The following is a 23,164-nucleotide window of genomic DNA, read 5'->3' as shown; positions in this document are numbered from 1 at the left end:
TCTGAATTAATATCGGTATTTGTGCCGAGATGCGCGTGTGCTTGAAAGCCGGAAAAGGGGTGACAAGTCGCCGTTGACTTGGTAACGGACGCACTGCTGTTTCCGGACGTATCCTACCAAGACCGAAGGCCAAAGTTTCCATGCCCGATCTTCTGCTTGAACTTTTCAGCGAAGAAATTCCGGCCCGTATGCAACGCAAGGCGGCCGAAGATCTTAAAACCCTCGTGACCAATGCCCTGGTGGACGCGGGGCTGCCGTATGAGGGCGCCAAGGCGTTTGCGACACCGCGGCGGCTGGCGCTGCACGTGGCAGGCGTTCCAGCCGGATCGGCAGCAACGCGCGAAGAACGCAAAGGGCCGCGCGTCGGTGCGCCGGAAAAGGCAGTTGAGGGTTTCCTGCGCGGAGCAGGTCTTCAGTCGATTGACCAGGCAACGGTTCAAAGCGACCCGAAAAAAGGCGATTTCTACGTTGCCGTGATCGAGAAGCCCGGGCAGTCCGCAATCGGGATCATCGCTGAATTCATGCCGGGAATTCTGCGGGGATTTCCCTGGCCGAAGTCAATGCGCTGGGGGACCGCAACTACCCGGTGGGTGCGTCCGCTCCATTCCATCATTGCGACCTTCGGACCGGAAACGGAAGAACCGGAACTGGTGCCGTTTGAGTTCGATGGCATCCGTTCGGGCAAGACGACACGCGGTCATCGTTTCCTCGCGGACGAGACCTTCGCTGTGCGTCGCTTCGACGACTACGCGATGGGTCTGGAAAAGCACAAGGTCGTTCTCGATGCGGATCGGCGCAAGGACATTATCCTGAACGATGCCAAGGATCGTGCGCTCGCGCTGGGGCTGGAACTGGTTGAAGATGCCGGGCTCCTGGAAGAGGTCGCCGGCCTTGTCGAGTGGCCGGTCGTCCTGACAGGCAGTTTTGACGAGGAGTTTCTGGACATCCCGGACGAGTGCATCCAGCTCACGATCCGGGTCAACCAGAAGTGCTTTGTTTTAAAGGATCCGCAATCGGGCCGTCTGGCGAACAGATTTGTTCTGGTCTCGAATATTGTCGCCGACGATGGCGGCAAGCTGATTGCCGCGGGAAATGAAAAGGTCATCCGTGCACGATTGTCGGACGCTCGTTTCTTCTGGGACACCGATCTCAAGTCGCAGCTCTCCGACAACCTGCCAAAACTGAACGATGTGAAGTTCCACGAAAAACTCGGCAGTGTCGGTGCACGGGTTGAGCGCCTGATCGCCTTGTCGGGGGAGCTCGCTCCGTTGGTCGGTGCGGATCAGGCCAAGGCAAAACGGGCTGCAGAACTTGCCAAGGCGGACCTTGTCTCCAACATGGTGTTCGAGTTCCCGGAGCTGCAAGGTTTGATGGGGCGGTACTATGCGGCCGCGCAGGGCGAAGATGCATCCGTGGCAACAGCGATCGAAGAGCACTACAAGCCTCAGGGACCGAGCGATCAGGTTCCTGTAGATCCTGTTGCGATTGCTGTCGCGCTCGCGGAGAAGCTGGATTTGCTCGCCGGTTTTTGGGCGATCGAGGAAAAGCCGACCGGTTCGAAGGATCCTTACGCCCTACGCCGTGCCGCTCTCGGTGTGATCCGGATCGTTCTGGAGAATGGGCTCAGATTGCGCCTCGGCGATGCAATCCGGTCTGCACTCGAACCGATTGATGTAAGCGTCGCTGATCCCGACGCGCTGGTCGCCGATCTCCTTTCCTTTTTTGGAGACCGCCTGAAGGTTCACCTGAAGGACGAGGGTGCGCGTCACGATCTGATTGATGCGGTCTTTGCCCTTGAAGACCAGGACGACCTGCTGATGGTCGTCAAGCGCGTCGAGGCGCTTGGCAACTTCGTATCCTCCGATGATGGTGCAAACCTCCTCGCGGGTTACAAGCGTGCGGTCAACATCCTGAGAGCGGAAGAAAAGAAGGACGGTGCACCGGTATCGGGCAAACCGCACGCGGATCATTTCCAGGAGCAGGCAGAAATAGACCTTGCCGCGGCGATCGGTACGGCTCGCGCCGAGACCGAAAGCGCCGTTTCGTCGGAAAACTTTGAAGGCGCGATGGAAGCCCTTTCGAAACTGCGGGCGCCGGTGGACCGGTTCTTCGAAGACATTCTGGTCAATGCGGAAGATCCCGCGCTGCGCACAAACCGTTTGCAATTGCTCGCGGAGATCCGGGACGCGACCCACGTCGTCGCCGATTTCTCGAAAGTCTCAGGCTGATCCGGAACATCGGTACAGGCTGCCATAACGCATTGCAGCAGGGAAGGAACGCGCTTTGTCCATAGAAGTTCGTGCGGCTTCGCCGCAAGATGCCGATGAGATGGCAGCGTTGCTTAACCGCATTATCGCGATAGGTGGCACGACCGCCTATCGTGACCGTTTCGACACTAAGAAAATCATGAGCGAGTTTATTGCTCCGGAGCTCGCAATCGCTTGTCACATTGCGGTTGAGGACCAAAAGGTCTGCGGATTTCAGGCTCTTTTGTGGTGTGATCCCACTTGGCCTGGAGAGAACAGATTACCGGCCGACTGGGCAGTCATTGCAACATATGTCGACCCGGAGATCCACGGAAAAGGCATTGGTCGCGCATTGTTTGAAAGCACGGCGGAAGCCGCCAGAAAAGCCGGTGTTTCATTTATCGATGCAACGATCCGCAAGGAAAACACCGGCGGCATTGCCTATTATTCGCGCATGGGTTTTGAGGACTACCGCAGCAGCGACGAAACGGTCTCCAAACGCTTTGCGCCAGCTTGAAAACTTTGAAACGGACTCGGCCCTTATGCGCGAATTTGAAGCGGTGGTTTGGTAGCAGGCTCACCAACATGCAACGCAGGGGCGTTTTTCCGGGGCATATACAAAGAATTGTTTCCTCACGTTGCACAATACCATTGCAAGCGTTCTTCAACTGTCTATGTAGGAAGTTGAATGACAAGAAGCAGGTTTATGTGCGAACTAGATGATGCCCCTGGCGCTGAGCCGAAAATCCGAGCGCCGCGTGACTGGGTGGCTATCCTTGCGCGATATCGCGAACCGAGCACACTTCGCAGTTCCTTTGAGCTCGCAGTAACGGCGGTGCCATTCTTGTTTCTGTGGATTTTGGCCTGGCTGTCACTCGATGTCAGCTACTGGCTCTCCGCAGTTATCTCCCTGATCAACGCCGCTTTTCTTGTTCGACTTTTCGCGATCCAGCACGATTGCGGGCACGGGTCGTTTTTCAAAAACCGTGCAGTCAGCGACTGGCTGGGCCGGGCAATAGGGGTTCTGACATTGACACCCTATGATGTCTGGCGCCGGTCACATGCGTTGCACCATAGCTCCTCGGGAAATCTGGGCCAGCGGGGGATTGGTGATATTCATACATTGACCGTCGCTGAGTATCGTGCGCTGACACCGCTTGGCCGGTTTTGGTACAGGCTCTATCGGTCACCCTTCGTGATGTTTGGCATCGGACCGTTCTACACGTTCTTTTTGGAGAACCGCTTGCCCTTCGGCTATATGGCCAGCTTCAGATATTGGGTATACGCCATGGCGACAAATCTTGCGATCGTTGTGGCCCTGGCTCTTATTCTGAACTTTGGCGGCTGGATGCCGATCCTGCTGATTTTTTTCCCAACGACAATTCTTGCAGCGACGCTGGGCGTTTGGTTGTTTTACGTTCAGCACCAGTTCGAGACGACGCATTGGGACGCGGAAGAGGACTGGCAACTGCATGACGCTGCCCTGCACGGAAGCTCACACTATGTGCTGCCACCGGTGTTGAGGTGGTCCAGCGCCAATATCGGTATCCATCACGTGCATCATCTCAATAGCCGCATTCCATTCTATCGGCTTCCGGAAGTGCTTAAGGATCACAAGGATCTGGCGGAACGCAACTGCATGACCATCCGGCAGAGTCTTGCCACTATCCGCCTACACCTGTGGGATGAAGAATCCAGACGGTTGTTGTCGTTTGCGCAGGCAAAGCCTCTGCTCGGATAAGCCGGGACAATTGCTTTTGTTTTTATCGCGGCGCGCTCAATGGATTTTGTTCGCCCTTGCGCGAATTGCGCCTTTCATCATTCCGCCGGCTGCTGTGCGAGCCTTGGCACAGGTTTTTCCTCGATCGGCCAATGTATGATCGCCGCCAGAATGCCAAGCACGATGCCGCACCACCAGATGGCGTCGTAAGACCCGGTTTGGTCAAAAAGTCTGCCGCCAAGCCAGACACCTAAAAAAGCGCCGATCTGGTGAGACAGGAAAACAAAGCCGAAAAGCGTTGCCATGTAGCGCGGCCCGAACATGACTGCGACCAGCCCCGAGGTCAGCGGAATGGTTGAGAGCCAAAGCAGCCCCATCACCGCAGAAAACACCAGCACCGTTGCGGGCGAAATCGGCAGGATGATGAAAGCCAGAATGGCCGCAGATCGGCCAAGGTAGATCAGTGACAGTAGAATCGGTTTTGAATAACGGCCACCGCCATAGCCTGACGCGAGCGAGCCGACGATATTGAATAGTCCGATGAGCGCGATTGCCCAAGCCCCCCAGCTAAGGTCCATTCCGAGATCCACTATGTATGGCGGGAGGTGAATGGTGATGAAGGCAACATGAAAACCGCAAACAAAAAAGCCAATGGCTAAAAGGATAAAGCCCCTGGTTCCAAAGGCCTCCGCGATCGCATCGGGGAGTTTCTGATCGTTTTCTTGAGCAGTTCCGGCGGACGGTTGTGACGGTTTGCCCCGCAAGGCGACGGCCAGCAGAGGGACTATGGCCACAATCCCGGCAAAGATGATCAACGTTTGCTGCCAGCCGATATTGGCGATAAGTGCGCCGCCAAGCGGTGCGAAGAGAAATTGCCCGAGGGAACCGGATGCGGTTCCAATTCCAAATGCCAGCGAGCGTTGCTGCGCAGAGACGCTCCGGCCAAAGGCCGCCAGTACGAGTGAAAACGACGAAAAGGCGATTCCAAGCCCGATCAGGACACCCGCCGAGATATGCAACGCGACAGCACTTTGGGCATCGACCATCAGCAGCAGTCCCGCCGCATAAAGCACAGAGCCGAGCGACATGGTTTTCCAGGTGCCGTATCGATCGGCCATCATGCCCGCGAAGGGCTGACCGATCCCCCAGACAAGGTTCTGGATGGCAATGGCGAGTGCGAAGAGCTCCCGGCTCCAGTCACGAGCTTCCGTCATCGGTTGGAAGAACAGCCCCATTGCTGCGCGAGGCCCGAAGGATATGAGCGCGATCAGACAGCCGCAGACAATGATGAGAGGTATGTTGGGACCTGTGCGGGCGGGCGTTGATGCGGCTGTCATCTAGAACCTCTTATCGTGAGTTGCCGACAAGATAGCTGCTTACCCAAAATCGTAAAACGCGAAATTTTGATCGTTGGATCAAAAAAGGGAATGGGACTTTCAATAACAGGACATCGGATAAACGGCGGGACCGGCTGTTTCATTAGCTGGCTACAATCGTGGCAAAAAAATTTCCTCCAACTATCTGAAACTTAAGCGGAAAAAACTGTCTGAAAAAAACAAGACGGAAAGTGATGGATTTTTGGTCACGTACCGCTTATATAAACTCTGAAAGAGCAAAAGGTATGGGCCACGGTGCCCGTTTTCTTTTGTGGGGTATATGCTCAACATGAGTATAAAGTCTCGTAAGTTGAAGCGTGAGTTTCAACCTGCATGAAGGAGGGGGCGCCATGACAGTTGCCCAGACAGCCTATTCGGTTTCCGAACCAGTCACGACCGGCCTGACAGCGCTGGAGCGCTTTGGACCGGTGAAACGTCCGGATCTCAGCTATACGCCCGAAGTCGCGGAGGCGACTGCTCCCATTTACGAGAAGGTGAAGCATTTCATTCCGGCCATTGAATGGGCGGCTCTTGCTCCCACGATCCACGCGATCAACGGGCTCAAGAAAGAGCGTAATGCTGTGATCCTGGCCCATAACTACATGACGCCGGATATCTACCATGGCGTTGCGGACATTGTTGGAGACAGCCTGCAGCTTGCCATTGAGGCAACGCGCACCGACGCCGACGTGATCGTTCAGTGTGGCGTTCATTTCATGGCGGAAACCTCCAAGATCCTGAGTCCGGAAAAGACGGTTCTTATTCCCGACATGCGCGCCGGATGCTCGCTCGCTGAATCGATCACCGGTGCCGACGTGCGCGCCCTGCGTGAGCGCAATCCGGGCGTCCCGATCATCACCTATGTGAACACGTCCGCGGATGTGAAGGCGGAATGCGATATCTGCTGCACGTCGTCAAACGCACTTCAGGTGGTCGAGAGCTTTGGGGTCGACAGGGTCTTCCTCATTCCCGACAAGTATCTGGCAGCCAATGTCGGCAACAAGACCGATGTTGAAGTGCTGGTCTGGGACGGAGCGTGTGAAGTTCACGAGCGGTTTACCGCCGAGGAGCTTCGTGATTACAGGCGTGTCGAGCCGGATGTGAAAATCATCGCGCATCCGGAATGCCCGCCGGAGGTGGTCGCTGAAGCCGACTTTGCCGGATCCACGGCGCATATGATCAACTGGGTTAAGACCAAGCGGCCGGAAAAGGTCATGATGGTCACCGAGTGTTCCATGGCGGACAACGTTGCCAGCGAAACACCGGGCGTCAACTATATACGTCCGTGCAATTTGTGTCCGCACATGAAGCGCATCACGCTCGGCAAGATCCTCGACAGCCTCCTTGAGATGAAGGAAGAGGTGATTGTGGATCCCGCTATCGCGGATCGCGCGCGGACAGCCGTTGAGCGGATGATCAACTTGAAAATCTGACCCGCCTTGGGCTAAACCGCGCAATGCATTCTTCCGGTCCTTCAGGTTGAGGGTCCGGATGATCTTTCGGGCTATGCCCACAGCTCCAGGAAGTTTCCAATGGCCGTGTCGGTTGAGGATTTCGTACCTGCCTATTTCGGCAAGGATGTGGACGATGTCGTCATATTGGGAGGCGGGCTCGCCGGCCTCTTCTGCGCCCTCAAGCTGAGCCCCCGGCCTGTCACGGTCATCACCAATGCGCCGATCGGGCAGGGCGCGTCCTCTGCCTGGGCGCAAGGCGGGATCGCAGCTGCGATCTCTGAACAGGACTCGGTGGAAAAGCACCGGGACGACACGCTGGCCGCAGGGTGCGGCATCGGCGAACCGAAAATCGTCGACCAGATGACCCGGGAGGGAAGTGCGCGGGTTCATGATCTCCTGTCCTACGGCGTGCCGTTCGACCAGGACCTGGAAGGGCGCCTTCAGCTTTCCCGCGAGGCGGCTCACTCGCAAAGCCGTGTTGTGCGCGTGCGCGGCGACATGGCGGGTCGTGCGATCATGGACGCCTTGCTTGATGCCGTTCGAAAAACGCCGTCGATCCGTGTCCTGGAAGGTTACATCGGCGAGAGTTTTCTCGGTGAGGGCCGCTATGTGACAGGCGTTCTGGTGCGCCGGCGGGGCGGCATTTCGCGTATGGCATTTCCGGCAAAGGCAGTTGTCCTGGCATCCGGCGGCGTCGGCCATCTTTACGGCCTGACGACCAATCCGCCGGAAGCCAATGGCCATGGCCTTGCAATGGCGGCACGCGCAGGTGCCGTCATTGCCGATGCCGAATTCGTTCAGTTCCACCCGACTGCGCTTGATGTCGGCAAAGACCCGGCACCCCTGGCAACCGAAGCTTTGCGCGGCGAAGGCGCGTTTCTGGTCAACAAGGCGGGCGAACGGTTTATGGACGGGGTCCATCCAGATCGGGAGCTCGCGCCGCGCGACATTGTCGCCAGGGCAATCTTCAGGGAAATCGAGGAAGGTCGCGGCGCGTTTCTCGATTGCCGTGAAGCCATCGGCTCGAAATTCAAGGACGAGTTTCCAACCGTATATGCCGCAGCGACCTCAGCCGGCATCGACCCCGAAAAACAGCCGCTCCCGATTGCACCGGCCGAACATTATCATATGGGCGGAGTGCTGACGGACGCGAACGGGCGCACGTCCCTGGACGGTCTTTGGGCCGCAGGCGAGGTGGCTTCAACCGGAGCGCATGGCGCAAACAGGCTCGCATCCAACTCGCTCCTTGAAGCGGTCGTCTTCGCGGCGCGCATTGCTGAAGATATCCAAGGCCTCATGCCAACGCCTAGAAGCGCATTCTGGGACGAGATGGACGACGCACCGGGTTTGCCGAGCCAGCGCAACGTCGAAGAGCGCGGGGCGATTACCGTTCTTCGCGACACCTTGTCGAAAAACGTCGGTGTTCTACGCGACGAAAAAGGATTGAAGACGGCGCTGTCTGATATCGCAGAGGCAGAAAAAACCTGTGTGCGCCAGTCGATCAAGAACATGATGATCACCGGCAAGATCATCGCCGCATCAGCATTGAAGCGTCAGGAGAGCAGAGGCGGCCACTTCCGCAGGGATTTTCCGGACGAAAACCCGGATATGGCAAAGCGGTCCTACATCAGCTTGAAAGAGGTCCAAGCAATCTCCTCCGGTGCTTTGGAATCGGCCTGAAAGGACGTGAAGACATGAACGACATGCTGCTTCCCCACCTTCCTGACCTGTTGGTGCAAGAGGCTGTAAAGTCTGCGCTTCTTGAAGACTGGGGCCGGGCCGGAGATATTACCAGCCAGGCAACCCTTCCGAAGTCAGCCCGCGCCAGCGCGGCAATTGCCGCGCGCAAACCAGGCGTGCTTTGCGGGCTCGCATTTGCCGCGAGCGCATTTCTCCAAACGGACAAAGGCCTGATTTTCGAAGCCACCAAACACGACGGCGACCACCTGTCGCCAAAAGAGACCGTTGCCCGCATTCAGGGACCGGCTCGTGCGCTGCTGTCGGCGGAACGTGTTGCCCTGAACTTCGTCGGTCACCTGTCGGGCATCGCGACGGCAACAAGCCGGTTTGCCGAGGCGATTCAGCACACAAAGGCGAAAATCGTCTGCACCCGCAAAACAACGCCGGGTCTGCGCGCGTTCGAAAAATACGCGGTGAAATGCGGCGGCGGGGCCAACCACCGCTTTGGGCTCGACGATGCCATCCTGATCAAGGACAACCATATCGCGGTTGCCGGAGGGGTGCGGAAAGCGATCGAGGCAGCCAAGGCCTTTGCCGGGCACCTTGTAAAGATCGAGGTTGAAGTCGACACGCTTGAACAGCTTCGCGAAGCTTTGGACGCCGCTCCCGATGTGATCATGCTCGACAACATGTCGCCCGAAACGCTGCGCGAGGCGGTCGCTCTGACCGATGGACGAGCCTTGCTGGAAGCGTCGGGCGGAATTGAACTTGATACGGTGAAGAGCGTCGCGGAAGCCGGCGTTGATCTGATTTCAACGGGTTGGATCACGCATTCAGCGCCAGTGCTGGATCTCGGCCTCGATATCGAGATGAGCTAACATGTTGATTGCAGCGCGCGACCAAATTAGCGTGCGAGGCACAAAACTGTCTCTTGAGAATTTGGAAGCGCGATGAGCGAGCAGAAACCGGCTGCCGAGCCTTCAAACGACTTCGACCTTGCTCATAGGTTGACCCAGTTGGCACAGATTCCGATGCTGATTGGACTGTCCGTTGGCATGGTCCTGTTTCTTATTACCTTCTTCATCGACATATACGACGCCATCGCGACGTACGAATTTCTGGATCGGAAAAAGACCATCCTTCTGATTTTGAACCTGTTGGACATGGTGTTCATCGCCAATCTGGTCGTGATGGTGGCCAACAACACCTACAACACGTTCAAACTGAAGGCCTCGGCCTACGGCGAGGGTTTTATCAAGGAAAGCGAAAGGGCCTACCGGCGCATGAAACACCGGATCGTCTCGACGGTCGTGATCATCGCCTCGATCCATGTTCTGAGCGAATTGCTGGAGTTTTCACAGATCAACCCGCTTCAAGTGGCCGCGCTGCTCGGTTTTCACCTTGTGCTTCTGGCGACATATGTCGTGACGAACGTTTTCCGGACGAACGACTGAATTTTTGAGGAGGGCTGGATCAGTTCCAGCCACCGGCATAGGTCTTATAGAAAATATGCAGCCCGACCTGGCCGCGCTTGGCCATGGAGCGTGCCCACCGCGGGCTCACATATGTCGCGTGATAATGCGTCGAGGCATCTACCATCTTCAGATACTGCTTGCCGTCAGATACTTCCCGGGCGAGCCGCTGCGCCGTCTTCCATGCGCCTTTGCTTGAAATGCGGTCCTTGATCCCGTCGCATGCGAATGAGAACTGGCAGCGGTTGCGCTTGTGCTTGTTCTGATAGACGACACCGCAGATGGAATTCGGATAGGACGGGTTCTTCACGCGATTCAGGACAACCTGAGCGACCGCGACTTGCCCTTCTTCCGTTTCACCGCGCGCTTCGAAGTAGATGGCTTCGGCAAGGCAGCGCTGTTCTTTTTTAGTTCCGACAGAAAGCGGCAGAGGTTTTTGTGCCCACCAGTGGGGGTTGTTCGGATCCTCAGGCGGCGGCGGTTCCTGCTCGTATTTCGCTGCGCCAAACAAGGCGTTGAACGGATCCTTGGTTTCCTTGACCCTTTCAGGCGCGTAGGCGGAGACAAGCGAGAAACTCGCGGCTGCAGCGTTGCGGGCCATCATCACCTTTTGCAGGTCAAGCGGGCCGTCTTCAAGAAGACCGTCTTCGCGGGCCTTTGCCAGGCGGGACGATTCCTGGCTGTCGAGCGGCGCCGGTTTGACAAAAGCAACGCGCGGAAGGTCTTTGTGTTTTTTCTCGTTCGAGATAAGGCTCGACATCGCGTAGACATTGCCGGCTGCCCGCTCGACCATCTGGCGGTCGGGCGCAACCGTTATAAGGCGATTGCCTTTGCCCGCCTTGTTGGTGGCGATCTCATCCGGGACATCGTTTGGCCGCGCACTCGCGAAAACGTCGTCGAGGCCATAGAGCGGTCTCTTCTCCACGCCCTCTTCTGCTGAAGTAAGCGTCAGGACCGGTGTGTTGGTATAGTCGGGCACAACCGGAGTTCCGAGCGCCAGCTTCGGCGTGACCTTGGTGGTGAAGTTCGCGGGCTCGAGCGCCATCATCCAGCGTGGTGACTGGTCATGCCGCGCGTTGATCAGTGCGAAAATGTCCTGGTCGCCGATGGAACCGCCTAGTCCGAAATAGAGTAGGGGGCTCGCAGCAAGCACGTATTTCAGGCGGCGCAAGTGGTCCCGGGCCGGAATAGATATCTGTGTCACTTTCGAAGAGAACCGCTTTCCATTGCGGGAAACTGGGCCAAACATACGCAGCCAACTCCAACTCGTTACACACCGCGCCGGGGTGCCGGACGACAAGCACTAACGCTCTGTAAACAGCAGCGCCGGAGATGAGCATGTGCGCTTAACCTTGAAAGACCGTTAATGAGAGCGAATTTGAAGCGTTTTCGCGTATTTTTTTCTGCCTGTAGAGGCGTTATGGTTAATAGAACAAGGCGTTGAGCTTTGATCACATGCGTTTTACTGGGGCAATTGCTTAACGAGTTCCTAACGGCCGCCAACCCGCAGGCCTGGTGCAGGGCGTTCGCTCATCAGCTGATGGCGGAAACGGAAAAGGGCTGCCGGGCGTCCACCGGTTGCCGTTGATGTGGCACCGGTTGGTTCGACCAGATCCGCATTTTCGACGAGCCTTCGAAAATTCTGCTTGTGCAGGTGACGGCCCGAAATGGCTTCCACCGATGTCTGGAGTTCGGTCAGCGTAAAGACTTCCGGCATCAGTTCGAAGATCACGGGACGGTATTTCAGCTTTCCTCGCAGTCGGGAAATCGCCGTTGCCAGTACCCGGCGATGATCAAAGCGCATCGCGACACCCAGAAAGGGAAGCGTATTTCTTGCCAGGGCAGCCGGTCTGCCGTCGCGTTCGGCTTCCCGCAAAAGGCCGGCTTCATAAAGCAGTTCGTACCGCTCCAGCGCTCTTTCTTCGTCCCAGTGGGGTGCCTCCAGGCCAAACGCAAGGCGCACGCGTTCCTGCCGGCTGAGTGGTTTCGGGGGCTCACCCGCCGGTGGCGTCTCCAGCGTCCAGGCCTCGAGCGCGGGAAGGATTTCGTCGTCAAGAACCGGCGGTCTGCCGCTGCGCCAGTCCTCCCAGGGAAAATAGTCATACCAGGAACGCCAGGCGGAGTTGTGCCGCGCCAGGGTGTTTTCAGAATCCGCTGTTTGACGTGTCAGCGCCAGGTAACCGACAGAGACCACGTGTGGTCCCTCGTCACCGCTCACTCTGTGCCGGCCGCGATCGCCGAATGTGTAAAGCTGCTCCACATAGCCCAGGCTAAGCGCCGTCTGGCTTTCCACCCATGTCCTGAGCCCGATCTCGAATGTCCGGTGGTGGATAGGGTCAAACGGGCCGTAGGGCAGGTTGTCGAGTGCGTTGCTTTCAACGTCCGTTACATGCACGATCTGCGGTACGCCTTCCGAAACGGAGACGACCACCGCATTCAAACCGATCTCGATACTGGCGTGTCTGTTCGGCATGAATGCTCCTGAAAAACCCTAGTCGATTGGCATGACAAACGGCGTGCCTTCAAAGGCATTTGCACCGCGGCCGATACCTCTTATGGCATCGATCATGCGGCCATCGCGGCCAAGCAGTTTGTCGGCCATCGCAACGATGCGCGCGTTGGGTGTTGCCGAAGGAGACACTTCGCGTAGCAGGTACGCGAGGCGGTATTCGTCTGCCTCGCGACTGAGAGCGCAAGCCGCCGCATAGGCTGCGGCCGTCGAGCGGCTGATTCCGGCCCAGCAATGAATCACCAGGGGCGCCTCCTGATCCCACGCAGAGACGAAAGTCAGCAAGTCTTCAACATGACTTTCGTTCGGTGGCGTCAGTCCTGCCACCTGTTCGACAATATCGTTGAAGGCGAGAAAGAGGTGATTTTCCGGTTGGACGCCCGTAGGTGTGGGAACATCCATCTCGGCATTGATCAGTGTGACAACGGATTTCGCACCCGTCGCGGAGACCGTATCGTTCAGTTTTGAAAGCGAGCAAACATGCAGCATGGCAGAACCAGATTATTCCTATCTGCCGGTAAATTAGGGTTATTTGCCGTGAAGGTCACGCCTTTGCATGTTGCCTTTTGCGGTTGTTCCCAGCTTCGCGCAGCTTTTCGATGGCCTCAAAGCGTTGCATGAACTTTTCCTGTGCCACGGCAACCGGCAATGGCTTCAGTCCATAGTGCAAATCACCATTCTTGCCGGCTGCAAATCCGCGCGGACGTCCGAATATCCGGGCAGCTTCGTCCTGCTCGAAGCCTGCGAGTTCAACCGCTTCGAAATAGGCGCAGATAATGTCGGCGCGTTTCATGAGTTTTTTGATGGAAACGGGTATTTCGGCCGGCAGACCGAAACGCAGGTGGATCGCTCCCTGTAACCGTGCCTCGACTGCCTTGTAGGCCTCTCCGATCACCGTCTTGAAGGGCGAAATCATGTCACCGATCACATACTCGGGTGCGTCGTGCAACAGAACGGCAAGTCGCCAGTCGGCCGAAAGATCCGGTTTGAGCTTCAGCGCGATGTCTTCGACAATCAGACTGTGCTCCGCGACAGAAAAGGCATGGTCACCGAATGTCTGCCCGTTCCAGCGCGCAACCCTGGCAAGACCGTGGGCAATATCGGATATCTCGACATCAAGCGGCGAGGGGTCCAGCAGGTCGAGGCGACGGCCGGATAACATGCGCTGCCATGCGCGCGGCGTCTGATCGGAAGGAGCTTGGGGCATTGGCAACAATCAAGATCGACAGGTTCAATCCGCGGCGACTTGCTCCGGCAGGGCAAACGTTGCCCAACCCGGTATGCTGACTTGGATTTCCGTATCACCGCAGTGGAATGGGGTGCCGTTGTCCTTGGCTTGCGCGGTCTTGTCAAGGCGAAGCAGCGCCAGACCGATGTTGCGTCCGCCAGCAGCAATTGCCGAACCGAGTTCGCCTATGGCTTTGTCACCCGCCAGCACGGGTGTTCCCTTGACGGGCAAAGCGTCGGCACCTTCAACAAGCACAAACCGCTTGCGTGCCGTACCCCTGTGCTGAACTCTGGAAACGACTTCCTGGCCGACATAGCAGCCCTTTGTGAAGGAAACGCCACCGAGCTGGTCAAGGTCCGCATCATGCGGAAATATGTCGGAATACTCATAGTCCTTGAGCCCTTCCGGAACACCTGACGCGATCCGATGAGCGTCGTAGCCCTCAACGCTTACCGCTTCGCTATCGGTTTGCGCGTCAAACAGACCGGCCGGTCCGACAACCCGCCCACCAAGATCCGGCAACCGGGGATCGGTGACATGCAGCAAGGCGCCGTCAGGTGAAACAGCACCGTTCCAAATTGCGTAGACGCATGTGTCATCGCCAAGCAGATCAAGCTCCACCTTCGACCGCAGCCTGTAAAATGTCAGACGCTTGAGGAGGTCGCCCGCAATTGAAGCTGGAGCGTCGAGAAGATATCCGCCCGGAACTTTGTAGATCAGAAAGTCGAAGAGGATTTTTCCTTGCGGGGTCAGGAGCGCCGCCGAGGATGCTCCCTTTGCGTCCGTATCCTCAATGTCCGCGGTCACAAGGTTTTGCAGAAAGTGATGCGCTTCCTCGCCTGCAACGCGGATCAGGCTTCGGTCGCTGAGATGGGCTGTTTTGGCGGTCGGCACGAGAAGCTCCCGAAAAGCTGGATGAATGGCGCACAAGTCTAAGCCGCGAAATAAGTCTTTTGCCGAAGCTCGACAAGGTCATGATTTCATACACCGCATCTGGCTCTTTTGAAATCGGGCGCGTATAAGCCGGGATACCAACATCCCCCATACGATTTCATTGCCGGAGGAAACCCCATGAGCGACACCTATGACCTGATCCTGAAGGGCGCTGTCGTGGTCAATCAGGACGGCGAGGGACTGCGTGATGTCGCTGTCAGGAACGGCAGGATCGCAGGGATCGGCACTTTCGATTCGGCACAGGCAGGAGAGACGATCGACTGTACCGGACTTCATGTGCTGCCGGGGGTCATGGACACCCAGGTGCACTTTCGCGAACCGGGTCTCGATCACAAGGAAGACCTTGAATCGGGATCGCGCGCGGCGGTGATGGGCGGTGTGACATCGGTGTTTGAAATGCCGAATACCAATCCGCTGACCACAAACGAAAGCGCTCTGGCTGACAAGGTCTCGCGGGCTTTTCACCGGATGCATTGCGACTTTGCGTTCTGGGTTGGCGGGACCCGGGAAAACGTCAAGGACATCCCGGACCTGGAACGCTTGCCTGCCGCGGCCGGGATCAAGGTGTTCATGGGGTCATCGACCGGGGACCTTCTGGTGGAAGACGATGACGGTGTCCGGGACATTCTGTCCGTGACCCGCCGCCGTGCAGCCTTCCATTCTGAAGACGAATTCCGTCTTCGCGAACGCCAGGGTGAGAGGGTCGAAGGCGATCCGCGCTCGCATCCGGTCTGGCGTGACGAGATTGCAGCTCTCCGGTGCACGCAGCGGCTTGTCGGTATTGCCCGCGAAACCGGCGCCAAGATCCATATTCTCCATCTTTCCACGGCCGAGGAAGTCGACTATCTGATCGATCACAAGGATGTCGCGTCCATCGAGGTAACACCTCACCATCTTACTTTGACGGACGAAGCGTATCAGCGCCTTGGAACACTCGTTCAAATGAACCCGCCTGTGCGCGCGGCCCGACATTCCGAACGTCTCTGGTGGGGATTGCAGCAGGGCATTCTTGATATTTTCGGCTCCGATCATGCGCCGCATCTTCTGGAAGAAAAGCAGAAAACCTACCCGGCGTCGCCGTCTGGCATGACTGGCGTGCAGACCCTGGTCCCCATCATGCTGGATCATGTAAATGCCGGTCGTCTCAGCCTCGCCAGGTTTGTCGATATGACAAGCGCCGGTCCGGCACGCCTTTTCCAGACATCCCGCAAGGGACGGATTGCCGTTGGTTATGATGCCGACTTCACGGTTGTCGATCTCAAGCGGACCGAGACCATTCGCAACGACTGGATCGCATCGAAATGCGGCTGGACTCCTTATGACGGCAAGTCAGTGACCGGTTGGCCCGTCGGTACCATCGTGCGCGGCCAGCGGGTGATGTGGGAAGGTGAGCTCTCTACGCCCTCGCGCGGTGAAGCGGTTGTCTTTCAGGACGGACTGAAGTCGTAAGGCAGATTGCCGAATGCTCAAAAGAGCGGTTTGCCAATTTGCGTGACGCTTTCAAGGACCGTTTGTTGGTCTTCAGAAAGTGACGTTACGTGGCGTGGAATTCAGTCGCGGCACCATCCCGGTGTGCGCGTCAATGCCCGTTCGTCGCGACCGAAATGCCTCTGGTGTTGAAACCGATCTGTACAATTTGTGATGTGAATAACAGCAAGAAGCTGGCTAAGGTGCCAGTGTCAAATTGCAAACGGGCGAGGGAAACCAACGGGTAACCGTGTTTCCTAACCCGATCTAAAAGGGTTTTAAGTAGAGTTTTCTGCGAGCTTTAAGGGTTTAGCGTTGGAGAGCTCAGGGATGTCGTCAAAAATGTTTCAAGTTATGCGTACCCGCGGAATGGGCCTTCTGGTAACCGCCGCACTCTTTTCAGCAGGATCAGTTTCTGCGGCCGTCGCCCGCGACAATGCTGCGGATGCCGAAAAGGAACCAGCAAGAGAAACACCGCTTCACATGCTGGTGTCCATCAAGGAACAAAAGATCAAGGTCTATCGCGGCCTGGATCTGATCGAAGTATCGCCGATTTCTTCCGGAAAGCGCGGACACAGCACGCCCACTGGTGTATTTTCGATCCTGGAAAAGCGCCGCAAGCACTTCTCCAATCTTTACGACAATGCGCCGATGCCCTTCATGCAGCGGCTGACGTGGTCGGGTATTGCGCTGCATGTCGGTAAGCTTCCGGGCTATCCCGCATCGCATGGATGCATCCGCCTGCCGCGTGCCTTTGCAAAGTCGCTCTATTCCATGACAGAGCGCGGCATGCACGTTGTCGTAACGCGCGATGCTGCCAATCCACAGTCCATCCGACACGATATTCTGCCGCAGCCCTACGTTCCGGCAACGGAGATCGCCAGCCTGTCAGGTGAGACGATTGAGGCCGATCCTGCGCTGCGTGGCGCGATTCAACCGGCCAATCTGCAAGCCTCGCTGCCGGTCGCACAGCCGGAAAATCCCTATTTCGACCGCCCGCTGCGCATGATCATCACGCCGCAGAAGCTGCCGAGCAAGATGCGCGTGATGCAGCGCCTTCTCAATCAGTTGGGCTATAATGCCGGCCCGGTCGACGGCGTCGTCGGTCGCAAAACACGTGCTGCGATCCGCCTTTACCAGGAAGGCGCCGACCTTCCCGTGACCGGTCGTATCACCGACGCCCTGGTTGCGCGCATTCATAAAGAGGCGGGATACGAAAAGCCGCACAATGCGATCCTGCGCGTCCGCCGCAAGTTCTCGGACATCTATTCCGCGCCGGTTTCGGTCAAGAATATCGATCAGGAAATCGGCACGCATGTCTACACGGCGCTTGATTTTGAAGAGGGCGACAATTCGGTCGAATGGATTGCGGTCTCAGCCGAAGGCGAGCGCGGTGGCCAGTCGGACGATCTGCTGAATCGGGTCGACATTCCGGAAAAGGTTGCCAAGGAGCTTTCCAAAATGCTCACACCGGGAACGTCGTTGACGATTACAGACCGGAGCTTCAAGCGGAATACGGGCCTGGGTACCGACTTTGTCGTAATCACCAGGTAACCGGCAGACACCTTCGAAACCAGAAGAAGCCCCTCGCAGCTTGCGGGGGGCTTTTTTATTATCCGGATAGGTGCACAATATCTCGTGAACGTCACCAAAATGTCGTCTCCATCACGTATCGCGAGGCAGTTCATTCGCGCGGTGACCCGGGAGACAAAAATGGCGCAGAGCACGCTCACAGCTTCAAAAAAACGGCTAAACAATGCGGTCTACCGCTCCGAAGCAACGTCTCGCGAAGGCATACTTGAGCGACTTTTCACATTTGCATTCAAAGGACTGGTTTACCCCCAGATCTGGGAGGATCCGGACGTTGACATGAAAGCGCTGCGTCTGACGCCGGAATCGCGGATGATTACCATCGCGTCCGGCGGCTGCAACGTCATGTCCTATCTCACCGCCAATCCGGCCGAGATTACCGCCGTCGACCTGAACCGCGCCCACGTCGCGCTCGGCAGACTGAAGCTGGCTGCTGCCAAACACTTTCCGAATTACGAGACATTCTACCGGTTTTTCGGTGAAGCGGACGAAAAGGCAAACATTGCTGCTTACAACCGTTTTCTCAAGGACAACCTGGACCCGGATACCATTGCATACTGGGAAGGCCGCGACCTTGCGAACTGGGGCCGCAAACGCATAACGCTGTTTTCGCGCGACCTCTATCACCACGGTCTCCTGGGCTATTGCATCGGGGCCGGGCATCTGGTGGCGCGCCTTTACGGCATCGATCCCAAACACATGATCAAGACCAGGACCATGGAAGAACAGCGAACGTTTTTCGATACGGCCCTTGCGCCGCTCTTCGACAAGCGTCTCGTGCGTTGGGCGACGTCAAAGAAAATGTCGCTCTACGGTCTTGGCATTCCACCTGCGCAGTATGACGCACTGGTTTCGGCAAACGCCGATGGCGATATGTCCGCAGTGCTCAAGGATCGCCTTGAAAAACTGGCTTGCGACTTTTCGATGAAAGACAATTATTTCGCGTGGCAGGCTTTTGGGCGCGGGTATGCGCCGCGGTCCGGCGAACCGGCAGGAGAATCCGGCCCCTTGCCCCCCTATCTGAAGCGGGCGCATTTCGAGGAGATCCGGCAAAGGGCCGGCCGTGTCCGGGTGCTCAATCGCAACTTTACCGAACATCTTCAGTCAACCGGTGACGACAGCCTGGATGCGTATGTCCTGCTCGATGCACAGGACTGGATGACCGACGCACAACTGAACGCGCTCTGGTCCGAGATCACGCGGACGGCACGCCGCGGTGGCAGGGTTGTCTTCCGGACAGCCGCCGAGCCGTCACTGCTACCCGGCCGCGTTGCAGACGAGATCCTGAGCCGCTGGACCTATGAAGAAGAGGAAAGCCTGGAACTCGGCCGGCAGGATCGTTCGTCGATCTATGGCGGTTTCCATCTCTACGTCTTCAACGGATAGATCTCGGCACGGTAATCACGATGAGTGAAGCGGTTGAAACGGCAAGATTGATGGACGCGGTCTATCGTTACCAGCGCCATTTTTACGATTTCACGCGCAAGTACTATCTTCTTGGCCGGGACCATCTCATAAGGGAACTGCAGCCGCCGGAGAACGGGCATGTGCTGGAACTGGGATGCGGAACCGGGCGCAACCTGATCGCAGCAGCAAAGCGCTATCCAGGTGTGCGGTTCTATGGCCTCGATATTTCCAGTCACATGCTCGACACTGCGTCCCGAAACATTGCCAAGGCGGGTTTGAGCGAGCGCATCACCCTCATTCAGGGAGATGCTGCCAACCCGGCTGCGACGGAGCCGCTGGACGTTCCTGAATTCGACTGTGTTTTCTATTCCTATACGCTTTCAATGATCCCGATCTGGCGGGAAGCACTCGCGGCCGGCGCGGAGCGTCTGAAGAAGAACGGACGTATCCATGTGGTCGATTTCGGACAGCAGGCTGGTCTGCCAGGCTGGTTTGCGAAGCTTCTATTCTCATGGCTGAAATCGTTTCATGTCACACCACGTGCCGACCTTCAAAGCGAGTTGCGCCAACTGGCTGACAAGACGGAGGCAGAACTCGATTTCCGGCACCTTTATCGCGGGTACGCCGATTACGCCGAGTTGCGAAAGCTGTAGCGGCTGGAGCAAGTGGACAACCCTGCCAGGACGCTCAAATCGTCAACACATCTTGCACGTGTCAACTGCACGTCAGGTCGTCGTCGGTGCTAGGTTCACACTGGTCCGGCCAACCCCGTTCCTGCCAGTATTCGAGTAGTCCGGTCTGCTCGACAAGGAACTTGAATTGCTCTTTGTCGCCAACCTTTTCGATGACACTCCAGGGAACCGAGTACGAAACGGCCGAGCGCCTTAGTGTAAGTGCATAGTAGAGATAAGCTTCAAGAGCGAGATCCGGACCACCGATCGTGTCCAGCAGGGTATATCCCATAAAGTTCTCATTCTTGTATTTCTGAAAGATCTCTTCCGGAGCGTCTTTGCCGATCAAAGCGATCATCTGCAAAACCTTTGCACGCCAGTCCGCCTGGCACGTGTCGCACGCCTCGATCAATGCTATCAGCCTGTCTGTCTGCCCTGTCTTGATCATGTATCCGATGATGGCGCGTGCAATCGGTTCCTGCTGAGGCGTGTCCTTTTCGAAATAACTGACCAGCGCCTCCGCATTCGCCTCGCTGGGATCCGCAGCCCATTTGGCTTCCAGGAGCCGGAACTCAAAAACACTGTTGAGCGGATCCGCTTCAGCGATGTACTCGGCCATGGCGATGGCCTGTTCATGGCGGCCCAGCATCGACAGCAGTTCTGCATAATCTTCCAGAATGTCATAGGCATCGGGAACCGCCTCCAAGGCGCTGCGATACATGTCTTCAGCCTGTATCCATTGGCGGTTCCTGCGGAAAGTGTTGGCCATCGCGTATTGCACAAACGGCAATTGCGGATTGATGAGGTTGGCTCTCAGAGCAAATTCCTGCGACTGGGAAAGCATCATTGGTGTTGAAACCGGCTGCCCGTTTTCAGTTTTGATGTAGTTCGGATAAACGTTGTAGACGAGGGACAACGCCGCCCAGCCAGCCGCGAAGTCTGGATCGAGCCGAACTGCCTCGTTCAGAATGCTGGCGGCTTCGCGAAGCGCCTCGCCACGCTGCTGGTAAAGCCCGATGCCCTGCAAGAACAATTCGTAGGCTTCGCTGTTTGACGTGCGTCCCTCTTGAAGCGAGGCGGCGGTGACCTGCAGCGGCGTTTGGAGGGCGACGCCGACTTCCGAGGCGATTTTTTCCTGGATCGCAAAGAGATCCTCAAGAGATTCGTCGAAGATACCGGACCAGATCAGGAAACCGTCTTCGGCCTTGACCAGTTGTGCTTCAATGCGGAAGTCATCATTTATGTTTCGCACGCTGCCTTCCAAAATGTAGTCGACGCCCAATGTCTTGCCGATTACGCGCAGGTCTTCGTTCTTGTCCTTGAAACTGAATGACGAACTGAGGCCGGGAACACGGAACAGATTTGACCTGGCCAGAGTGCTCATGATTTCGATCGTCAACCCGTCGCTGAAACTGTCGGACTCATTCGACCTGCTGAGATTTCGGAAAGGCAGTACAGCGATAGACTTTTGATCACTCGTAACTGTCTGTTCCTCGCTCGCAGGGAAGAAACGATCGTAAATCGGGCTACCCACCGAAATCGTGAGAATGAGCAGTACTCCGATGCCGAGCACGTAGTTGAAAGCTATTCCCGATTTCGATGGACGTTCGTCGATGCCGCTCTCGGCCGTTGTGCGTTGCAGGCCTGAGGGGCTGAGCTCGTAAGCCCAGGCAAGAATACAGGCAATCGGAAAGCCAAGGGTGAGCAGTGTTGCGACGAGACTGTCCGTCCAGTCGGGCAGTCTCAGCGAGACCTGAAACACAATCGCGACCTGAAGGCAGAGCCATGCAACGACAATATAGCCCGCTGCTGCCTTGACGACGTGGCGACGGCGCAGCTCTTCCAGAAGGGATCGTTTCTTCTGCTCTTCATTGTGTACAGTTTCCTGCCGGGTGGCCGTCGTTGTCGATGGGTTTTCCGGCGGCGCGGCAACAGGTGGGGCCGGCATCGCAACCGGTGCGCTCGTTGCTGGTGAACTGGACACCAGAGATTTGACCTGGTCTTCTTTGGCGTCGAGCGAAAAAGACGTCCCGTCTTTGGGCCAGTCGATCCGGTTTAGTTGCAAATAATCCTTGAGACTGTAGGCAGCATAGATGAATGCGATACGGCGCAAGCGTGGATCGATATTCTTGTGCGCGAAGTTAAGTCCGGCAGCGACCCGGGCCAGCAGGTATTGGCTTTCCATGAAGGAAAGGCGGTCGGGTTCGTTCTCTTCGATCCAGTCGCTGATACCGCCCCGCAACGCGTTCACGATTTGCATGAGGCCGAGATCGTCCGCCTGCAAGCCACTGCGCCGCTCGTGACGGTTGCGGCGGCTCAGCTGATCAAACAGCGATTCCCAGTAGCCGGTACTCTGCTGATCGCGGGAGATAAGCAAATACGATAGTTCGAAATAGGCGTGATCGAAAAAGAGAAACTGATCCGACCTGTAGTCGGCCAGATCGATGAGAAAATAGTCCAGTGAGCCTTGGTCCTCATGGGAAACGAGCAGGTTCATCCCGTGAAGGTCGCCATGGCAACGGCCTTTCACGGCCCGTATCTGCAACCTGTCGTCCAGCTCGATGGCGCCGTCCGCAAATGCGAGCGGGTTCGGATACCACTGCCCCTCGAATGTGATCGAGGGTGCGCCGGCATCGAGGCCGCACTCAACTGCGAGAAACTCGTGAATCCGTCCCCCCGACCCCGAGACCAGTCTGTACCCGAGCCAGGACGCAAGCAGGTCCTGCGGTGAGTGAATCCCGTCACTCAGGTTGTAGTTCTCGTTCCACTTGGTGAAGAGGTCGGTCGACATCTGCCTGATAACAGGCAATTGCTCTTCATATGCAACATTTGGCCAAGGCGAGGCGTATTCCAGACCTCGGCCGGCAATGGTCAGCAAAATGGCGAACTGGTTGTCACGCTCGACGGAAAACAGAAGCCTGGGCAAATGCTCCTTCGCAAATGCAGGAGCATCTGCGATCGCCTGGGACAGCAGTTTTGGTTCGGGCTGCCCGCCATGAACGGGATCCCATGCCTTGTCCAGCTTGAGGATCGCCTGTCCGGTAAACGCGGTGCTGTGCACATCTGCAACGAGAACCTGCGCTCCAGATTTGCCTCCGCGCAATTCCCTGCTGAGGCAAATGGTGCCATCAGCGCCCAGTTGCTCTTGCACCAGAGGAAGCAGGCTCAAATAGGCTTTGGGCCAGGGTAAACCGGATTCCAAGATTACCTCCGGAGTGCATTTCTGCCGACCGGATCTAATGACGCCTTTTTTCATCAAAGTTCAACCAACTCCCGTGCCTGTCCCAACGGTTTTGGAAAAGTGGGGGAGTTTGAGAGTATTTTTAAGTTAAAATCGTGTAATGATAAGGAATAATGGAAATATGTATCTTTATTGCGAGTTTTTTGTGC

At 56.9% G+C, this 23,164-nt stretch carries 18 protein-coding genes; 11 read left to right on the top strand and 7 right to left on the bottom strand.

Features of this window, described 5'->3' with window-relative positions:
- Window positions 1–140: 140 nt before the first annotated feature.
- The 3 genes from glyS (at window position 141) to Q0915_RS24375 (ending at window position 3,987) form a co-directional block, all read left to right on the top strand.
- Entirely contained in the window at window positions 141–2,228 is a 2,088-nt protein-coding gene (glyS, locus tag Q0915_RS24385) for a glycine--tRNA ligase subunit beta (protein ID WP_299480219.1), read from the top strand.
- A 55-nt stretch (window positions 2,229–2,283) separates the two neighbouring features.
- Window positions 2,284–2,763, top strand: coding sequence for a GNAT family N-acetyltransferase (locus Q0915_RS24380; RefSeq protein ID WP_299480216.1), 480 nt, complete (start codon window positions 2,284–2,286; stop codon window positions 2,761–2,763).
- Window positions 2,764–2,952: 189 nt separating this feature from the next.
- Window positions 2,953–3,987, top strand: coding sequence for a fatty acid desaturase (locus Q0915_RS24375; protein ID WP_299480213.1), 1,035 nt, complete (start codon window positions 2,953–2,955; stop codon window positions 3,985–3,987).
- 77 nt (window positions 3,988–4,064) lie between these two features.
- Here the strand turns inward: Q0915_RS24375 and Q0915_RS24370 are convergent, their stop codons facing one another.
- On the bottom strand, window positions 4,065–5,303 hold the full coding sequence (locus tag Q0915_RS24370; RefSeq protein WP_299480210.1) for an MFS transporter: 1,239 nt from the start codon (window positions 5,301–5,303) through the stop codon (window positions 4,065–4,067).
- 389 nt (window positions 5,304–5,692) lie between these two features.
- Between Q0915_RS24370 and nadA the strand changes: the two genes are divergently transcribed.
- The 4 genes from nadA to Q0915_RS24350 all read left to right on the top strand — a co-directional run bounded on the left by nadA (window position 5,693) and on the right by Q0915_RS24350 (window position 9,930).
- Window positions 5,693–6,775: a quinolinate synthase NadA gene (nadA, locus tag Q0915_RS24365; RefSeq protein ID WP_299480207.1), complete on the top strand. Its 1,083-nt coding sequence runs from the start codon at window positions 5,693–5,695 to the stop codon at window positions 6,773–6,775.
- A gap of 99 nt (window positions 6,776–6,874) precedes the next feature.
- Complete coding sequence (locus Q0915_RS24360) at window positions 6,875–8,476, top strand: L-aspartate oxidase (RefSeq protein ID WP_299480204.1); 1,602 nt, start codon at window positions 6,875–6,877, stop codon at window positions 8,474–8,476.
- Between the two features lie 14 nt (window positions 8,477–8,490).
- Window positions 8,491–9,354 carry a carboxylating nicotinate-nucleotide diphosphorylase gene (gene nadC / locus Q0915_RS24355; protein WP_299480201.1) on the top strand — a complete coding sequence of 288 codons (864 nt, stop codon included), beginning with the start codon at window positions 8,491–8,493 and terminating at the stop codon, window positions 9,352–9,354.
- A gap of 72 nt (window positions 9,355–9,426) precedes the next feature.
- The gene (locus tag Q0915_RS24350) at window positions 9,427–9,930 is read left to right on the top strand and encodes a YqhA family protein (RefSeq protein ID WP_299480198.1); all 504 of its coding nucleotides are present in this window, start codon (window positions 9,427–9,429) and stop codon (window positions 9,928–9,930) included.
- A gap of 19 nt (window positions 9,931–9,949) precedes the next feature.
- On the opposite strand, the gene Q0915_RS24345 is transcribed toward Q0915_RS24350, so the two are convergent.
- The 5 genes from Q0915_RS24345 to Q0915_RS24325 all read right to left on the bottom strand — a co-directional run bounded on the left by Q0915_RS24345 (window position 9,950) and on the right by Q0915_RS24325 (window position 14,579).
- Window positions 9,950–11,152 carry a cell wall hydrolase gene (locus tag Q0915_RS24345; RefSeq protein WP_299480195.1) on the bottom strand — a complete coding sequence of 401 codons (1,203 nt, stop codon included), beginning with the start codon at window positions 11,150–11,152 and terminating at the stop codon, window positions 9,950–9,952.
- A gap of 285 nt (window positions 11,153–11,437) precedes the next feature.
- A complete protein-coding gene (locus tag Q0915_RS24340; RefSeq protein ID WP_299480192.1) occupies window positions 11,438–12,421 on the bottom strand; it encodes an NAD regulator in 984 nt (327 codons plus the stop codon).
- Window positions 12,422–12,439: 18 nt separating this feature from the next.
- Complete coding sequence (locus Q0915_RS24335) at window positions 12,440–12,946, bottom strand: tyrosine protein phosphatase (protein WP_299480189.1); 507 nt, start codon at window positions 12,944–12,946, stop codon at window positions 12,440–12,442.
- 55 nt (window positions 12,947–13,001) lie between these two features.
- On the bottom strand, window positions 13,002–13,664 hold the full coding sequence (locus Q0915_RS24330; RefSeq protein ID WP_299480186.1) for an HD family hydrolase: 663 nt from the start codon (window positions 13,662–13,664) through the stop codon (window positions 13,002–13,004).
- Window positions 13,665–13,688: 24 nt separating this feature from the next.
- Window positions 13,689–14,579, bottom strand: a complete 891-nt coding sequence (locus Q0915_RS24325; protein ID WP_299480183.1) for a folate-binding protein — start codon at window positions 14,577–14,579, stop codon at window positions 13,689–13,691.
- A gap of 177 nt (window positions 14,580–14,756) precedes the next feature.
- On the opposite strand from Q0915_RS24325, the gene Q0915_RS24320 reads away from it, so the two are divergent.
- The 4 genes from Q0915_RS24320 (at window position 14,757) to Q0915_RS24305 (ending at window position 19,756) form a co-directional block, all read left to right on the top strand.
- Complete coding sequence (locus Q0915_RS24320) at window positions 14,757–16,088, top strand: dihydroorotase (RefSeq protein WP_299480180.1); 1,332 nt, start codon at window positions 14,757–14,759, stop codon at window positions 16,086–16,088.
- A 360-nt stretch (window positions 16,089–16,448) separates the two neighbouring features.
- Window positions 16,449–17,660: a L,D-transpeptidase gene (locus Q0915_RS24315; protein ID WP_299480178.1), complete on the top strand. Its 1,212-nt coding sequence runs from the start codon at window positions 16,449–16,451 to the stop codon at window positions 17,658–17,660.
- A 159-nt stretch (window positions 17,661–17,819) separates the two neighbouring features.
- On the top strand, window positions 17,820–19,082 hold the full coding sequence (locus Q0915_RS24310) for a DUF3419 family protein (protein WP_299480175.1): 1,263 nt from the start codon (window positions 17,820–17,822) through the stop codon (window positions 19,080–19,082).
- Between the two features lie 20 nt (window positions 19,083–19,102).
- A complete protein-coding gene (locus tag Q0915_RS24305; RefSeq protein WP_299480172.1) occupies window positions 19,103–19,756 on the top strand; it encodes a class I SAM-dependent methyltransferase in 654 nt (217 codons plus the stop codon).
- Between the two features lie 61 nt (window positions 19,757–19,817).
- Here Q0915_RS24305 and Q0915_RS24300 read toward each other — a convergent pair whose 3' ends face one another.
- Complete coding sequence (locus Q0915_RS24300; RefSeq protein WP_299480169.1) at window positions 19,818–22,976, bottom strand: hypothetical protein; 3,159 nt, start codon at window positions 22,974–22,976, stop codon at window positions 19,818–19,820.
- Window positions 22,977–23,164 lie beyond the last annotated feature (188 nt).

The sequence above is a fragment of the uncultured Roseibium sp. genome (assembly GCF_947494555.1).
In the GTDB taxonomy this organism is placed as follows: domain Bacteria; phylum Pseudomonadota; class Alphaproteobacteria; order Rhizobiales; family Stappiaceae; genus Roseibium.
The sequence above is the reverse complement of the archived record's forward strand: the minus strand, read 5'-3'. Positions and strand labels throughout refer to the sequence as shown.

Excerpts from the sequence above, each read along its gene's own strand:
- Q0915_RS24315 (WP_299480178.1), top strand. The coding sequence starts at position 16,449 with ATGTTTCAAGTTATGCGTACCCGCGGAATGGGCCTTCTGGTAACCGCC.
- Q0915_RS24375 (WP_299480213.1), top strand. The coding sequence starts at position 2,953 with ATGTGCGAACTAGATGATGCCCCTGGCGCTGAGCCGAAAATCCGAGCG.
- Q0915_RS24370 (WP_299480210.1), bottom strand. The coding sequence starts at position 5,303 with ATGACAGCCGCATCAACGCCCGCCCGCACAGGTCCCAACATACCTCTC.
- Q0915_RS24340 (WP_299480192.1), bottom strand. The coding sequence starts at position 12,421 with ATGCCGAACAGACACGCCAGTATCGAGATCGGTTTGAATGCGGTGGTC.
- Q0915_RS24330 (WP_299480186.1), bottom strand. The coding sequence starts at position 13,664 with ATGCCCCAAGCTCCTTCCGATCAGACGCCGCGCGCATGGCAGCGCATG.
- Q0915_RS24320 (WP_299480180.1), top strand. The coding sequence starts at position 14,757 with ATGAGCGACACCTATGACCTGATCCTGAAGGGCGCTGTCGTGGTCAAT.
- Q0915_RS24310 (WP_299480175.1), top strand. The coding sequence starts at position 17,820 with ATGGCGCAGAGCACGCTCACAGCTTCAAAAAAACGGCTAAACAATGCG.
- Q0915_RS24335 (WP_299480189.1), bottom strand. The coding sequence starts at position 12,946 with ATGCTGCATGTTTGCTCGCTTTCAAAACTGAACGATACGGTCTCCGCG.
- Q0915_RS24350 (WP_299480198.1), top strand. The coding sequence starts at position 9,427 with ATGAGCGAGCAGAAACCGGCTGCCGAGCCTTCAAACGACTTCGACCTT.
- Q0915_RS24305 (WP_299480172.1), top strand. The coding sequence starts at position 19,103 with ATGAGTGAAGCGGTTGAAACGGCAAGATTGATGGACGCGGTCTATCGT.
- glyS (WP_299480219.1), top strand. The coding sequence starts at position 141 with ATGCCCGATCTTCTGCTTGAACTTTTCAGCGAAGAAATTCCGGCCCGT.
- nadC (WP_299480201.1), top strand. The coding sequence starts at position 8,491 with ATGAACGACATGCTGCTTCCCCACCTTCCTGACCTGTTGGTGCAAGAG.
- nadA (WP_299480207.1), top strand. The coding sequence starts at position 5,693 with ATGACAGTTGCCCAGACAGCCTATTCGGTTTCCGAACCAGTCACGACC.
- Q0915_RS24360 (WP_299480204.1), top strand. The coding sequence starts at position 6,875 with ATGGCCGTGTCGGTTGAGGATTTCGTACCTGCCTATTTCGGCAAGGAT.